The sequence below is a fragment of the Chryseobacterium sp. S0630 genome (assembly GCF_024158915.1).
Lineage (GTDB): Bacteria > Bacteroidota > Bacteroidia > Flavobacteriales > Weeksellaceae > Chryseobacterium.
In genome coordinates this window covers 124,120-139,017 of the sequence record NZ_JAMZGF010000003.1, presented here as the reverse complement: position 1 = coordinate 139,017, position 14,898 = coordinate 124,120, and the positions used below count along the sequence as shown (strand labels likewise).

General features: G+C 36.4%; 8 protein-coding genes. 6 read left to right on the top strand and 2 right to left on the bottom strand.

Annotated elements, in window-relative coordinates; all coding sequences use genetic code 11:
* Window positions 1-335 precede the first annotated feature (335 nt).
* From NK356_RS02375 to NK356_RS02355, 4 genes are read left to right on the top strand one after another with little or no spacing between them, the layout of a single operon-like run.
* Complete coding sequence (locus tag NK356_RS02375) at window positions 336-4,232, top strand: response regulator (protein WP_367399291.1); 3,897 nt, start codon at window positions 336-338, stop codon at window positions 4,230-4,232.
* Window positions 4,233-4,260: 28 nt separating this feature from the next.
* On the top strand, window positions 4,261-4,617 hold the full coding sequence (locus tag NK356_RS02365) for a response regulator transcription factor (protein ID WP_034697917.1): 357 nt from the start codon (window positions 4,261-4,263) through the stop codon (window positions 4,615-4,617).
* A 9-nt stretch (window positions 4,618-4,626) separates the two neighbouring features.
* Window positions 4,627-5,694 (top strand): HEAT repeat domain-containing protein, encoded by a 1,068-nt coding sequence (locus NK356_RS02360; protein WP_253316171.1) that lies wholly within the window; start codon window positions 4,627-4,629, stop codon window positions 5,692-5,694.
* On the top strand, window positions 5,688-9,125 hold the full coding sequence (locus tag NK356_RS02355) for a sulfatase-like hydrolase/transferase (RefSeq protein WP_253316170.1): 3,438 nt from the start codon (window positions 5,688-5,690) through the stop codon (window positions 9,123-9,125). Before NK356_RS02360 ends, NK356_RS02355 begins: the two co-directional genes overlap by 7 nt.
* On the opposite strand, the gene NK356_RS02350 is transcribed toward NK356_RS02355, so the two are convergent.
* Both NK356_RS02350 and NK356_RS02345 read right to left on the bottom strand, forming a co-directional pair.
* Complete coding sequence (locus tag NK356_RS02350) at window positions 9,122-10,357, bottom strand: YaiO family outer membrane beta-barrel protein (RefSeq protein ID WP_253316169.1); 1,236 nt, start codon at window positions 10,355-10,357, stop codon at window positions 9,122-9,124. The genes NK356_RS02355 and NK356_RS02350 overlap by 4 nt on opposite strands.
* Before the next feature lie 276 nt (window positions 10,358-10,633).
* The gene (locus NK356_RS02345) at window positions 10,634-11,422 is read right to left on the bottom strand and encodes a LexA family transcriptional regulator (protein ID WP_034698337.1); all 789 of its coding nucleotides are present in this window, start codon (window positions 11,420-11,422) and stop codon (window positions 10,634-10,636) included.
* A gap of 467 nt (window positions 11,423-11,889) precedes the next feature.
* Here NK356_RS02345 and NK356_RS02340 point away from each other — a divergent pair, with 467 nt between their 5' ends.
* Together NK356_RS02340 and NK356_RS02335 are read left to right on the top strand one after the other, a co-directional pair.
* The gene (locus tag NK356_RS02340) at window positions 11,890-12,156 is read left to right on the top strand and encodes a hypothetical protein (protein WP_156106519.1); all 267 of its coding nucleotides are present in this window, start codon (window positions 11,890-11,892) and stop codon (window positions 12,154-12,156) included.
* A 210-nt stretch (window positions 12,157-12,366) separates the two neighbouring features.
* Window positions 12,367-14,751 carry a TonB-dependent receptor gene (locus NK356_RS02335; RefSeq protein ID WP_253316168.1) on the top strand — a complete coding sequence of 795 codons (2,385 nt, stop codon included), beginning with the start codon at window positions 12,367-12,369 and terminating at the stop codon, window positions 14,749-14,751.
* The last annotated feature ends 147 nt before the right edge of the window (window positions 14,752-14,898 follow it).

Sequence of the window (14,898 nt, the reverse complement as noted above, 5' to 3'; positions counted from 1 at the left end):
AATCATAGCCTTTAAAAATATTCATATTTAAGATGTATTATACAAAAGATTTCATTCACTAAGCATCTTATTATCAGACAAGGTATTTTTATCTTCATAATAGGTATTACTTCTTTTTTTATTTAAAACTTTTCCTGGTTAATTTTAAATAAACATACATATAGCTTTATTATCAAATTTCCTGTAACGGAATACGAAATAATTTCGTAATTTGGTTTACTTATTAAAATAATAATTTAAAGTACTTAAAAATATTTAAAATATAAACTTTAATGCCTTGATTATCATTTTTTAATAATCGAAAAAAGAAAAGTCTCTAATTGTTGATATAGTATATGAAGAAGTATCCAATTCCTGCGAATGAAGAAGGGAGAATGAAGAAACTGGAGTATTTTGATCTTTTAAACCTTGAAAAAGATCCCCAGTTAGACATTTTTGCAGAAACCGCATGTCTGGTGACAGACTGCCCTGCAGCGCTTATTGCCATGATGGAAAGCGAAACCCAGACCATTCAGAGTTGCGTGGGAATGGCTCTTGATTTTGTAGACAGAAAAAATACGGTATGCCAATATTCCATTGCAAGTGGAGAAATTCTGATCATCAATGATACATTATTGGATGAAAGATCATCAGAAAATCCACTTATTCTGGCAGGCGGAATCCGGTTTTATGCAGGAGTTCCTTTGATTGATGATGAAGGTTTTGTATTGGGAACCATCTGCGTTATCGACTATAAACCTAAAACCATCACAGAAGACCAGATATCTGCTCTGAAAAAGATAGGAGACGCAATCACAAAAATTCTGACGGGCAAAAGGAAAAATATCCAGGCTGAGTATTTTCAACAAACTTTTACCATTTCCAATAACCTGATCTGTGTTCTGGATAAAGATTTCTCATTGAAAGAGATTAATCCGGCTTTTGAAAACACCTTTCAAATGAATAAAGGTCAGATTCTCGGCCAGAATTTCCTGGACCTGATAGGGAATCATAATTCTCAACTCCAATTACTTTCCAAAAATCTTCCCAATACGGATGAAGAAGTAACATTTACTACTTCAACAAAAATAGATGATACCCAAACGATCATTATTGAATGGTATTTAAAGCTCAATCAAAATCATTCAGAGATTTTCTGTTTTGGAATTAATATCACCCAACGTATTGAAGAAAAGCTTAAACTGGAAAGCTCTGAGCGCCGCTTCAGAAGCTTCTTTGAAAACGCTATAGGCTTAATGAGTATGCATGATATGGAAGGAAATATCATTGCTGTCAACGAAAAAGGAAGAGAAACCCTTCAATATTCTGTCGAAGAGGTAGAAGGGTTGAATTTAAAAGACCTTGTTCCCCAAAAAAACTGGCCTCTTCTTGAACAATACCTCGAAAGAATCAACAAAAATCAGGAAGATTTCGGAACCATGATCCTGAGAACTAAAGGAGGTGAAGACATGATCTGGATGTACCATAATCTTGTGGAAATCAATAAGGAAGGAAAACCTTACGTGGTGAGTACCGCACTGAATGTTACTGAAAGAATAACTTTGGAAAAAGATCTTGTTCATACCAAAAAGATGTTGGAACAAACCAGTGCTGTTGCCCAGGTGGGAGGATGGGAAGTGAACCTGAAAAACAATACTGTAGTTTGGTCACAATCTACCCGGGAAATCCATAAAATAGATAAAAATTTCCAGCCTGATTTTGACAATGCACTGGGTTTCTACAGTGAAAAAAGCCGGGAAAAACTGGAATTCTTATTCGAAAAAGCTATAAAAGAAGGAATTCCCTACGATGAAGAATTACAGCTTGTACAAAATGACGGCATGATGATCTGGGTAAGGGTAAAAGGTATCCCGGAATTTGAAGATGGAATATGCACCAGAGTCTACGGAATCATTCAGAATATTGATACCTTCAAAAATATCTACCTGGAACTGGCCAAAAAAGAGGCTATGCTGCAGTCTTTTGTAAAATATGTACCTTCTACAGTAGCCATGTTTGACAAAGATCTCAATTATGTTTCTGTAAGCAGAAGCTGGAAAGATGAGTTTCAGATGAATGACATCAGACTTATTGGTGAAAATATGTTTAAAATCTCACCCAACGTACCAGATGAGAGATTAAAAATATATCAGGATGCACTGGCAGGAAAGGCCTATAAAAATGAAGATATGGCCATAGAAGTTCCGGGTAAAGGAATCATTCAGCATTACAGTGTAGAAGTGACACCATGGTACCTTTCCAATAATGTTATCGGGGGAATTATTGTCTCTGCACAAAATATCACCCCTTCCGTAAGAATCAATAGAGAACTGAAAAATGCCAAGAAAATGGCAGATATTGCCAGCAAAGCAAAGTCTGAATTCTTAGCCAACATGAGCCATGAAATCAGGACTCCGCTGAACGGTGTTATTGGCTTTTCCGATCTTCTTTTAAAAACTCCGTTGAATGATATACAGACTCAATACCTCAATTATATCAATGAATCAGGAGAGAATTTATTGAATATCATCAACGATATTCTTGATTTTTCCAAGGTAGAATCCGGAAAAATGGATCTTATCATTGAAAAATCCAATATTTATGACATGGTAAGTCAGGTGATTAATGTAATTCTTTACCAGTCTCAGAAAAAAAATATAGAATTACTCCTCAATATAGAACAGGGACTTCCTGAAACCATCTGGCTGGATGAATCAAGGTTGAAACAAATTTTAGTCAACCTTCTTGGAAATGCCGTGAAATTTACACAACAGGGAGAAATAGAACTTAAAGTAGAAAAGCTCAATATTGATAACAAGAATATCAAACTTAGATTTTCTGTAAGAGATACCGGAATTGGTATTCCTAAAGAAAAGCAACACCATATTTTCAATGCCTTTACGCAGGAAAACAGCTCTATCAGTAAGACGTATGGAGGAACGGGTCTCGGATTGACCATTTCCAATAATATTCTGAAATATATGGGAAGCAGCCTGTCATTGGTGAGCGAAGTTCAAAAAGGATCTGTTTTCTATTTTGACTTAGAGGTTCCTTATGAACTATCTGATCGTCATGAAGACGAAGATCTGAAAATAAGCAAAGTACTTATTGTAGATGATAATGAAGCGAACAGAATTATCATTCAACACATGCTTGCTTATAAAAATATAGATTCAAAGCTTGCAGCCAATGGAATGGAGGCTCTTCAGATACTGCTTGCAGGAGAGCGTTTTGATGTCATTCTGATGGATTACCATATGCCTATCATTTCCGGTCTGGAAACCATAGAAAAAATCAAGGAACTGTTCAGCAAACAAAATGAATCTTCTCCTCTGATTATTCTCCACACGTCTTCCGAGGAACATGATGTGATCAATTCTTTCCGTCAGGAAAACAATTCATTCTTCCTGCTGAAGCCTATCAAGTCTGAAGAACTTTATAAAACATTGAGACGAGCTGTAAAAAATACTGAAAAGGAGGTAATCAGCATTGCACAACCGGAAACAGAAGCCTCCATACTGATGCAGGCACCACAGGTTTTATTGGTAGATGACAACCCTGTCAATATGGTTCTTAACCACAAAATGATGAGATCACTGATTCCTGATGCACAACTTACAGAAGCCACAGATGGACTTCAGGCGCTTTTGCAGTGTAAAGAAAAGGCTTTCACTATCATTTTAATGGACGTTCAGATGCCGGTAATGGATGGTATTGAAGCTACCAAACAAATCCGATTACTCCCGGAATATTCTAATGTTCCGATTATTGGGGTAACGGCAGGTAATGTGCTGGGAGAGAAAGAAAAGTGTCTGAATTCCGGCATGAATGATTTTCTACCTAAACCTTTAAGACAGGCAGATCTGCTGGAAATGCTTAAAAAGTATATCATTAACGAAAATAATAACCCTGCTGTAGACAATAGCCCTGCTAAAGATTCTTCCCATCAGGAAAATTACCTTGATATAAATCTCCTGAACGAACAAATAGGTGACGATGATGAAGATTTCAGAAAAATCTTCTTAAATCTTGTCATAGAGCAACTTACTCAGGCTGAAGAAAATATCAAAAAAAGCACCGCTGAAAAAGACAGTGCCACTTCACAAACTCAAAGGAACGGCAGGAACAGCAGGATTGGTAAAACTTGCAGAACGTACTGCCGGCTGGGAGAAAAAAGCAGAACCGGACATGGATTTTATGTCCATGGAAGAAGAAATTATCCGCGAAATAACAACAGGATTACAATTAATTAAAAATCTAATACAATAAAAAACTAAAATTATGCTGATTCTAATCGCCGAAGACGACGAACTGATTCTAAAAACGATTGAACACAAATTATTAAAAGAAGGGCATGAAGTGATCCTGACCCGAAACGGGAAAGACGCTATTGAAACCCTTAAAACCAGAGATGTAGATCTGGCCATCACAGATATTATGATGCCGTTTGCCTCAGGAATTGAAATACTTTCAGCCATTAAAACCATGGGCAAGCAGGTACCGGTGATCATGCTTTCCAGTATGGGGCAGGAAGAAGTAGTACTGAATGCTTTTGACCTCGGAGCTGCCGATTTTATTGTGAAACCATTCAGTCCCAATGAATTGATATTAAGAATAAAAAGATTTTCTTTAAAATAAACTAAAGCCATGTTTCTCACCACTTCTGTGCATTTTCTTTTTCTTGTTTTTCTGGGAATGCTATCTTTAGTACTCTTACTGATTATTGTTGTACTGATTTACAGCTTTTATCAGTACAGAGAATCGGTTCAGGCCTTCAGATGGTCTGAAGTGATCAATAAAAAAATCTCAGAAGTGATTGTATATGGTGAAGAGGAGATGTCTCCAGACGCTAATTTTTCAGTGGCTTCCGGCAGTCCTTCATTCAGAAATTTATTCCTTCAGAAACTGGCAGAATCCGAGAAAAAATTTTCCGGAGCAGCACAAAATAAACTCAAAGACTTATTCCAGGAATATGGACTTCAGGAAGAAGCATTGAAAAAACTGAATCAAAAGAAAGAACATATTATTGCAGGAGGAATACAGGAACTTACAGCAATGCACGTGGAAGAAGCATTGCCAAAAATTTCTACATTTTTAACCCATCCTTCAGCTCAGGTGTATCAGGAGGCTCAATATGCGATGGTTAACTTTAAAGGATTTGAAGGTCTTCATTTCCTGAACAGCATTTCCTCCAAAATATCAGAATGGCAGCAGCTTCGTTTGCTTATTTCAATCACCCACATTCCGGAAAATTCAGGGGACAGTATTAAAAACTGGATGGAAAGTTCTAATGAATCCGTAGTCATTTTTACCCTTAAACTCTTAAGGAAATTTCAGATATTATCACTCTATTCTACAGTAATTAATCTCCTGGATCATCCTTCTGTTGACGTACGAATACAGACCGTACAGACTTTATTATCACTGGAAAATTCTTCCACCATTGCTCATCTTATGGAAATGTATCCAAATCAGCCGGTTGAAGTACAGAAAGAAATTCTGAAAGTCATGAAAAAGTCGAAAGACCAATGCAGTACGGATTTTCTTAAAGATCAATTATTAAATAACCAAGACTCTGGAATAAAGGTGCACGCCGCAGAAGCTTTATGTGCTTTGGAGCAACAGGAATACCTGGCAGAAATATCTCAAAAAGAAACCTCTTCAGAAGAACTCAATCAAATTATTAAATACGCATTACAGGAAAAAGTATGTTAGAATTCTCACACATCATCTATGAAGTTGTTATTTGGCTGTTTTTGGTTTACGGAACAGCAGTAACCCTTATCTATGGCTGGATAGGAATTTATGCGTTGGGTGCTGTATTGCGTTATAAAAAAGAAAATACATTTACAGACTACAGCATTATTGCGGCCAATCCCAATGCTCCTGTATTCAGTGTTATTGCTCCGGCCTATAATGAAGGAATGACCATTGTGGAGAATGTACGTTCTCTCTTGTCTCTTTACTATCATAATCTGGAAATTATCATTGTAAATGACGGAAGTAAGGATGATTCCATTCAAAAGCTGATCGAAGCTTACGAACTTGAATCTGTAGCTTATTTTATTCAGGGAAAAATAGAAACCAATGCGGTAAGGGGAGTTTATAAAAGTAAAAATCCGGCCTTTAAAAAACTGATTGTTGTTGATAAAGAAAACGGAGGAAAGGCGGATGCTTTAAATGTTGGCATCAATATTTCTTCCGGTGAATATCTGGTTTGCATTGATGTCGACTGTATTCTTGAGCAGGATTCGATTTTAAAACTTGCTAAGCCAATGCTGGAGCAGACCGATAAAAAGTTCATTGCCTGCGGTGGCGTGATTCGACTGGCCAACAATTGTGTTATTGAAAACGGAAAAGTAGTAAGTGTCAATATGCCGAAATCTCTTCTGGGAAGAACACAGGCATTGGAATATATCCGAGCTTTTGTACTTGGACGTATGGCATGGTCCAGAGCTTCAGGATTGATTCTGATCTCCGGTGCTTTTGGAGTCTTCGACCGAAAAATTGTACTGGCATGCGGTGGTTATGATAAAAATACAGTGGGAGAGGACATGGAGCTGGTGGTAAGAATGAGGAAGTATATGGAGGAAAAAAATGAACCTTACGAAGTACTTACTATTCCGGATCCTCTATGCTGGACAGAAGTTCCCGAATCCAAAGATATTCTTAGAAAACAGCGAAACAGATGGATGCGCGGCACCATGGAAACCCTGTGGAAACACAGAAAAATGATGTTCAATCCGAAGTATAAAAAACTCGGAATGGTAAGTCTTCCTTATTGGTTCTTCTTTGAATTTCTCGGTCCGCTCATCGAATTTTCAGGATATATTATCTTTATCATCTTTTTACTGCTGGGAATTATCAACTGGCCATTCTTTATCGTTCTGTTCGCCCTAGTGATCTCAATGGGATTCCTCTATTCCATCTATGCGATACTGGTGGATCTCGTAAGCCATCAGGTCTACACCAAAAGAAAAGACTTTTTTAGATTAATTTTCACCGCTTTTTCCGAACCTTTTTATTTTCATCCCATTGTGGTAAAAGCAGGAGTTAACGGATTTATAGATTATTTCAAAAAATCTCATGGCTGGGGCGAAATGACAAGACAAGGTTTCAACCAAAGCACACAACATTTACCGCTGAAAGAAAGAATATATGCTATTCTTCAGGTAGGACTCAAAAAATGGGGAATGCTGGCGTTGGTTTTCTTTGCTTTGTTTTTAATAGGAGTAACCGCAGAATCTCTATGGTACAAATATACTTTTCCAAAATTTGATACTTCAGCCATTATTGGCAGTCTTTTCTTTGAAAATATCTTATTTGCTCTGCAACTGACATTCTGTGTTGGAGTTATATATCTGATTATTAATTTTATCAAAGAAGGCTGGGCAAGAATTCTGGGAGTGCTAACCCTGGTTGTTGTAGCCGTTACACAGTATATCTTATTTCTATATTTTTCTGAAAGCCGTAACGTACTGGGTGCAGATCTTTTATACTACAGCAAAGAAGAGATGAAGCAGATTTTGCAGGCAAGCGGAATGCTCAACTTCAAAAACTTTGCATTACTGGGAATTTTGATAACAGCTTCTCTTGTTCCTTTATGGATTGCAGGTAAAACAGCTTTAAAATCGATATATCCGGGAATGATATTATTGATTTTCGGATTATCAGCATTCTTTATTCCTTCCAATTTAGTAGGAGCAAAGGTTTTGAATTCTGAGAGTGAGTTTAACCAAAATGCGGCAAAAAGTAAATGGGCTTACTTCTTTAAATCCAACGAAGACAATTTCATCAGCGACCATCCGGAACTCACCGAATTGCTGAGCAATAATGAAGATTTTACTGCCAATGCAGAAATGATTGATAAAAACTTTCCATTCTGGAGAAAAGAAAACACCCCAGACTTTCTGGGATCTTATTTCAACAGGTCTGAGAAAGTCCCTAATCTTGTTTTTCTTGTTATGGAAGGTTTCGGACATGCTTATACATCCCCGAAAGGATATATCGGTAACTTCACACCTTATCTTGATTCCTTATCCAATAAAGGGTTGTATTGGGAGAATAGTTTAAGTTCAGCAGGAAGAACATTCGGAGCATTACCATCATTAACAGGATCACTTCCTTTTGGAAAAAACGGCTTCCTTGAAATAGAAAAAACACCGGAGAATTTCAATCTTTATAATATCCTTAAAGCAAACGGATTTGAAACAGGATTTTATTACGGAGGTCATGTATCATTTGACCGCTACCGCGAATTCCTGGAGTACAGTGGAGTAGATCATATTGTGGATGAAGCCTCATTCAGCAGTCCTTACCGTAAACTTCCTGCCAATAACGGGGAGAGCTGGGGATATGAAGATCAGGCTGTTTTAAATAAAATGCAACAGCAGCAGAAACCACAGAATCAGCCGTATTTCAATATGATACTTACACTTTCAACCCATAATCCTTTTTTAATCAACAATAAGGATTATTATGAAAAGCTGTACAACCAAAGGCTTAACTCAGGGATTTTAACCAAAGAACAGAAAAAATGGGCAGCCGCTCACAAAAATCAGCTTATTTCTGTTTTGAATGCTGATGATGCTATGAAAGGCTTCTTTGAAAACTACAGCAAACGTCCTGACTTTAATAACACAATTTTTGTCATTACAGGAGATCACAGTATGCCTGAAATTACCTTAGAATCTAAAATTGACAGATTCCATGTGCCTTTATTAATCTATTCACCTTTATTAAAAGAATCAAAACGTTTTCATAAAACAGTAAGTCATTTTGATATTGCACCTTCCATTTTAGCCTACTACAGAAATAATTATAAAATCAATACCCCTTCTACAGTAACATGGGTTGGAAGAGGATTCTCCGCAGATTCTGAAATCAGCAAGGCCGGAATTCCTATGATGCAGAGTAAAAACCAGCTTATAGATTTTGTTTCTGAAAAATATTATATCCATGATGGGCAACTTTTCACGCTTAAAGACATGGAAGAAGATGCTTCCAATGACGCTGCAGCCATGGGTAAAATCAACGGCAGGTTCAACCAGTATAAAAGCATGAATGCTAAGTTTTATTCCACGAAAAAACTGATGCCGGATTCAGTAATGGTCAACTTTAAGAAAAAAACAAAGTCAAAGTTTTAAAACTTTCGGGTATAACCTAAAGTAATATCAAACTGATTGCCTTTTTCACCCGGACGGAATTCCTGGTTATAATACATTGTTCCCACAGAAAAAAGATTGACGGAGCGATAAGAAAAATTATACTCCGCACCTACTTTAAAGGTTTTAAGCTTAAAGGTCTCATTTTCCAGAAGGTTATTTCGGTATTCTTCCGGGCTTATTCCCGTTCCGATCTGAAAAGCAAAATAATCCTGAGCTCCTTTAGTATAATAACGCACCGTTCCTGTATAAGAATGTGAAATGTTTTTGCTGTCAGGAGTAATATAAGTACGCAGGTTGAACCAGAAATTTTTATAGTATTTTCCTACAGCAGCAGTATACATCCAGATGCTGTTGCTGAAATAAAGCTGGCGGTACCCCAGTTCTGCCTCAAAACTGTGGGGAAGATTGGCATTCAGGGAAACTCCGGTACGGTATTTCGGAAACAGACCTACATCATCAGAATATCCTCCGCCTACATAAAGGTAGAACATTTTGGAAAGTCTTGGATAGGCTTCCAACTCAATCTGTGTACCGCCCTGTGCAAATTTGTTCGCATAGTTTCCACGAAGAATCACAGAACCGATAGGTGTAATTCTTTTGTAACTTACTCCCACGATATGCCAGTCATCATCAAATTGTTTGTCAAAATGAGAATAGTTGTAAATAATTCCGACAGCATTTTTAGAAGACAGATCCTTGATTCTTACTGCAAGAGCCCTTGCCTCTGTATTTTTTGGATTGATAGATAATAGAGTGGTTACCGCTTTGTCAGCTTCTTCATAATTATCCATTCCAAAATATACTTTTGCTTTCAACAATAGTAATGCCTCAGATTTAGAATGATAAGAAAGTCCTTTATCTATAATTTCGATAGCTTTTGTATTCTGATCATTCCAGTATTCCAATGAAGCATACGCCAGGAAATAATCTTCATCCTGAACCTCTCTTTTTCCTAGATCTTCAAACACAGCTCTTGCTGCCGCTACATCTTTATTCCAGGTATATAATCTTCCCAAAAAAACGGAAATATCAGTATAATTAGGTGCTTTTTCCAATGCCTCTTTTGCCAGGGCAATAGATGTAGCATAGTCTTTCTGCTCAAAAGCAGTGGTACGGGCTTTAACAAACAATTCATCAGCAGTAAGATTCTGCTGGCTATATAGGGTAATTGGGAAAAGTAATGCTAATAAAAAGGTCGGATATCTTTTCATCGAAGTTTATTATTAATGAGCTACATCTGGTATCACAAATATATTGAACTTTTATCTCTCAAACCAGAGATTATTCATTAAAACTTATTTTTTTAAGATTATTATTCCACAAAACATCAAATAATAGATATTTATGATGAAATAATTATTACCGTAATTGAAAAGAATTGTTTTTTTTAATATGACATCATATGCTGTTAGAAAAAGATGTCATATCAACAAATACTCCCGGCTGTATAACCGGGAGTAGATATTATAATATAAGTATTTTACATCTTAAGATTGCTTACGGCGACGTCCGGAAACCTTCTTGTCAAGATCCCTGATGTCCTGTCTCAGTTCACGGAACATTTCTTTAAAATTGTAGCTTTCATAATCGCCCGGTTCAAAATCTTCAGGGAAAATTCCTGAGGCGTACTGCCAGATTTCCACTACTTCTTCAAAAGGAATATCATAAGGCTCATAAAAAGAATTGTCAGCACTTACAGAGATTGCATTTTCTTTTCTTTCTTTAAAACGTTTATAGGTAATTCCATCATTTAAAGTAACGAAAACATAAGTTTTACCTGGTTTCAATTCATTGATTCCTTCTACATATTTTCCTACAATATAAGATCCGTTTCTGAACGGAGGCATAGAATCACCATCTGCAGGAAAAGCTCTGTATTTTCCGTTGGTAAGAAAAGGAAGAGCAATACGCTGAAGACTTTCTATATAATCTATATCGCTATAACCTTCCAGATAACCCATGGAAGCTTTCTGAGGAATAATTTCTATCGTATCATTTCCATGAGTATCTACCGCAACCGGAAGAACAATTCTGTTGTCCGGAAGCTTCAGCATTTCATCTATCGGATGCTTCTCAATATCTACAGACAGCATAAGATCAATACTTACATGGAAATATTTTGAGATTTTTACCAGCAACTCAATAGGAGGTTCAGAAATTCCGTTTTCATATTTCGAATACCGAACTCTTGAAATCAATAATTCATCGGCTACATTTTGTTGGGAGAGCTTTCTCCTGGCTCTTAAAAAGCGTATATTATTTGAAAAAACTGACATTGATATAAGTATGTCAGCAAAAATACAAAATTTGATTCCGTTATCAATGAACAGAATGGTTTTTACTACAAGAAGAACACAAATTTTATCTTCCTTTTCTCTTTTTTTCAAAAATTAATCCATCTGAAGACTTCAAATGATCAATTTACACCTTGCCAGAAGTCTGTTTATAGGCAAATTAGAGAGGTTTCATAGGTGTTGAAAAATAAATACCAATAAAGAGTATTTAATGCAAAAATAATAACTCTAAATTATGCAAATTGAGTTATCATTTTTAACTTTTAGAAAATCAATCACATATAAGTGAAAATCATATTTTTATTAAAATACACTTATATTAATGAAATATTAAATAATAAAAACATATAATTAATTTATTGAAAATAATTTGCAATTGTAAAGTTATTATTCATATATTCGTGATGTAATAATCATATAAAATTATAGTTATGAAAAACTTAAAAAAATTGGACAGAAACGAATTAAAAGCTATTTCAGGTAACGGATTACTAGATCCAATCGGCGGTCTTCTAGGTGGACTAGGAGGTGTAGTTGGTGGAGTAGTAGGCGGTGTAGGTACTATCGTTGGAGGTGTTGTTTCTGGCGTAGGATCTACAGTAGGTGGAGTAGTAGGCGGTGTAGGCACTGTTGTAACTAACGCTTTATGCCAGACACAATGTGTTGTTAATGGTGTAATCCACATCAAATTACTTGAGTGCGGTTCTACTTGCTAATCAGCAAGCAAATTCACAGTAAAAAATCAGACCGCTCTTTTTAGAGCGGTTTTTTTATATCCTGTAGACCATAGAAACCTCATATAGAGCATTTATTTTCAGTCGCTTATATTCATTCAGGAATCTTTTCAATAAATAACCAATAAAGCAACAATGTTGCATTAGTGAATTTAATTTTCTAGCTTTGCCGGATCATTAAAGTATATGCACATGAAAAGGACCGTTTATTTTTTGGTGGGTGGCACACTTATGTATTCACCATCCATTTTGAAAGCTCAGAAAATTACCCCAGAAAAAAAAATTGTAAAGGATATAGAATCCGTTCAGGTACAGGGAAAATCTAATTATAACACTGTAAATATTTCAAGAAAAAAGCTGGATTTTATTCAATCCAATACACTGGGAGAAACATTGAGTAAAATTCCAGGAATTCAAAATTCAGGATATGGCCCTAATTCCGGAGCTCCCGTGATCAGAAGTCTAAGCGGAAACCGTGTAAAAATTCTGGAAAACGGAACAGCAGTGAATGATCTTTCCGGGATAAGTCCTGATTTTAATACGGATATAGAAATGAATAATGTTCAGAGTATCACCGTTTACAAAAACTCAGCATCAGTTTTGTATGGAGGAAAAGCTATTGGAGGAGCCATAGATATTGAAACAGATTATATCGCCAGACAATTGCCGGATAAAAAGGTCAATTTCAAAGGTCTTCTTGAAGGGGGAAGCAACAGTGGACAAAAACAGGCTTTTTCAACGAAAGGAGTCATTGCTAAAAATTGGGTCTGGACGGTAGGAGCATCCAATCAGAAGCAGGAAATGGTCAGAATTCCTGGAAAATCAAAAGACAGCAGGTGCTATGATCCGAACCTTGTTGGTTTCAACAGCATCTTACAGTCGTTGTGCCAGATCGATGTAAATTCGAGACGTGTACTCAACAAGAGTCTTTTTCCCTACATCAGCCAGTTTGCCAAGGATCATATGATAGAATATGAACTGTCTGAAGATGATCTTTATACCTTCAGTTCTACGTATTATAATCCGGCTGATGGTAAATATTATCCCAATCCAAAAAATGACCTGTACATTCCCGGTCAGGATGCCGTGAACGACCGCTATAAAAGTGAAGTAAACGGAATCAAGGATTATGTGGAAACAAAAGATGGAGTGATACCCAATAGTCATTCGGAAAGCAATTCATTTTATGTAGGCACCAGCTATATCGGAAAATCATTTTATGCAGGAGGAGCTTATCAGAATTCTTACTCTTATTTTGGAGTTCCCGGGTATGCAATCTCTAAAATACCCAAACATAGCCATGGAAAACCACAACCCAAAATAGAATATAGTCCCATCAACATCAGAAGCTTATCTCATAAAGCCATGTTTGAATCCGGTTACAAGTTTACCCATTCTCCGATTTCAAGTATCAAACTGAATTATATGGGCGTATTTTCAAAAAACGCAGAGCTTCTGGATCGTTACCGCGCCAATCAGTTTGCCGTAAACCAGCACAATGGCCGCCTGGAAATCACACAGCAGAAATTTAAATTTCTTACCGGAACTACGGGTCTTGAAGTACAATACAGAGATATGGAAGGTACTGGCGGCCAAAGATATTTACCTAATAATATCAGTAGAGAAATAGGAATTTTTACGATGCAGCATCTTGATTTTAATATCATTCAGTTTGATCTTGGGTATAGAAATGATCATGTACAACGTAGAGCGGAAGCAGATAATAAATATGTCAGAAGCCGTGGACTATCCGGTGGAAAACTCAGCGACAGAGATTTCACCCTTCATCAATTTCATAGTTCCGCCCAATGGAATATCTTTAAAAAAGGCTATCTGAAAGTACAATATAACCATTCAGAAAGAGCTCCGGAAGTAAATGAGCTTTACTCAGGGAACAATCATTTTGCGATCCTGACAGAAGAAAATGGAGATGACAAGCTGGATAAGGAAACAGCCAACACCATTGAAATCGGGGCTGGACTTAATCTGAAAAACCTAAGAGTATCTGCCAACTGGTACAATACTTCTTATAAAAATTATATTTACCTTGCCCATACCGGAATTTCCAGAGAAATTTTTCTGGTAAAAGAATGGCGTTCCGATGATACAGAAATCAATGGAATTGAAGCTGAAGCCGCTTATAAAGCAGATCTGGGAAAAATAGGAAAGTGGGAGATAGGCGGATATTATGATCTGGTAAGAAATATAAGCGTTGCTGACAGCTCTATAAGAAAGTGGAGTGATGGTGATTATATGCCTAATATGCCTACAAGCCGTTTCGGATTCTCTCTGGAAGGAAATGTACAGAACTTCAGCATGAATGTAAGTTTAGACCATTATTTAAAACAAAAATATTTAGGAAAGAATATCAATCCTGAGCTTCCTATGCCGGCATTTTCATTACTAAATGTACGTTTAGCTTATAAGGATAACAGTTTAGGCATAGGTGATCTGGAGTATTATATTATAGGAAATAATCTGTTGAACACCGAGGCAAGGCTTCAGAACTCTCAGTTAAAATTTCTCAGTCCGCTTCCTGGAATTAATATTTCAGCCGGTGTGAAAATAACAATATAAATCAATCTCATTTCTGCAGCTATTAGTCATTAATAGCTGCAGATTTTTTTTAGGTTATCTATTCAAAATCCTTCTTAGAATGCAAACTATTTCTGGCTGTTTTTACCCTGTCTATTTACACAAAAATTAATCAAAAAAAACTAAAAA

Excerpts from the sequence above, each read along its gene's own strand:
- NK356_RS02345 (WP_034698337.1), bottom strand. The coding sequence starts at position 11,422 with ATGTCAGTTTTTTCAAATAATATACGCTTTTTAAGAGCCAGGAGAAAG.
- NK356_RS02360 (WP_253316171.1), top strand. The coding sequence starts at position 4,627 with ATGTTTCTCACCACTTCTGTGCATTTTCTTTTTCTTGTTTTTCTGGGA.
- NK356_RS02335 (WP_253316168.1), top strand. The coding sequence starts at position 12,367 with ATGAAAAGGACCGTTTATTTTTTGGTGGGTGGCACACTTATGTATTCA.
- NK356_RS02365 (WP_034697917.1), top strand. The coding sequence starts at position 4,261 with ATGCTGATTCTAATCGCCGAAGACGACGAACTGATTCTAAAAACGATT.
- NK356_RS02350 (WP_253316169.1), bottom strand. The coding sequence starts at position 10,357 with ATGAAAAGATATCCGACCTTTTTATTAGCATTACTTTTCCCAATTACC.
- NK356_RS02375 (WP_367399291.1), top strand. The coding sequence starts at position 336 with ATGAAGAAGTATCCAATTCCTGCGAATGAAGAAGGGAGAATGAAGAAA.
- NK356_RS02355 (WP_253316170.1), top strand. The coding sequence starts at position 5,688 with ATGTTAGAATTCTCACACATCATCTATGAAGTTGTTATTTGGCTGTTT.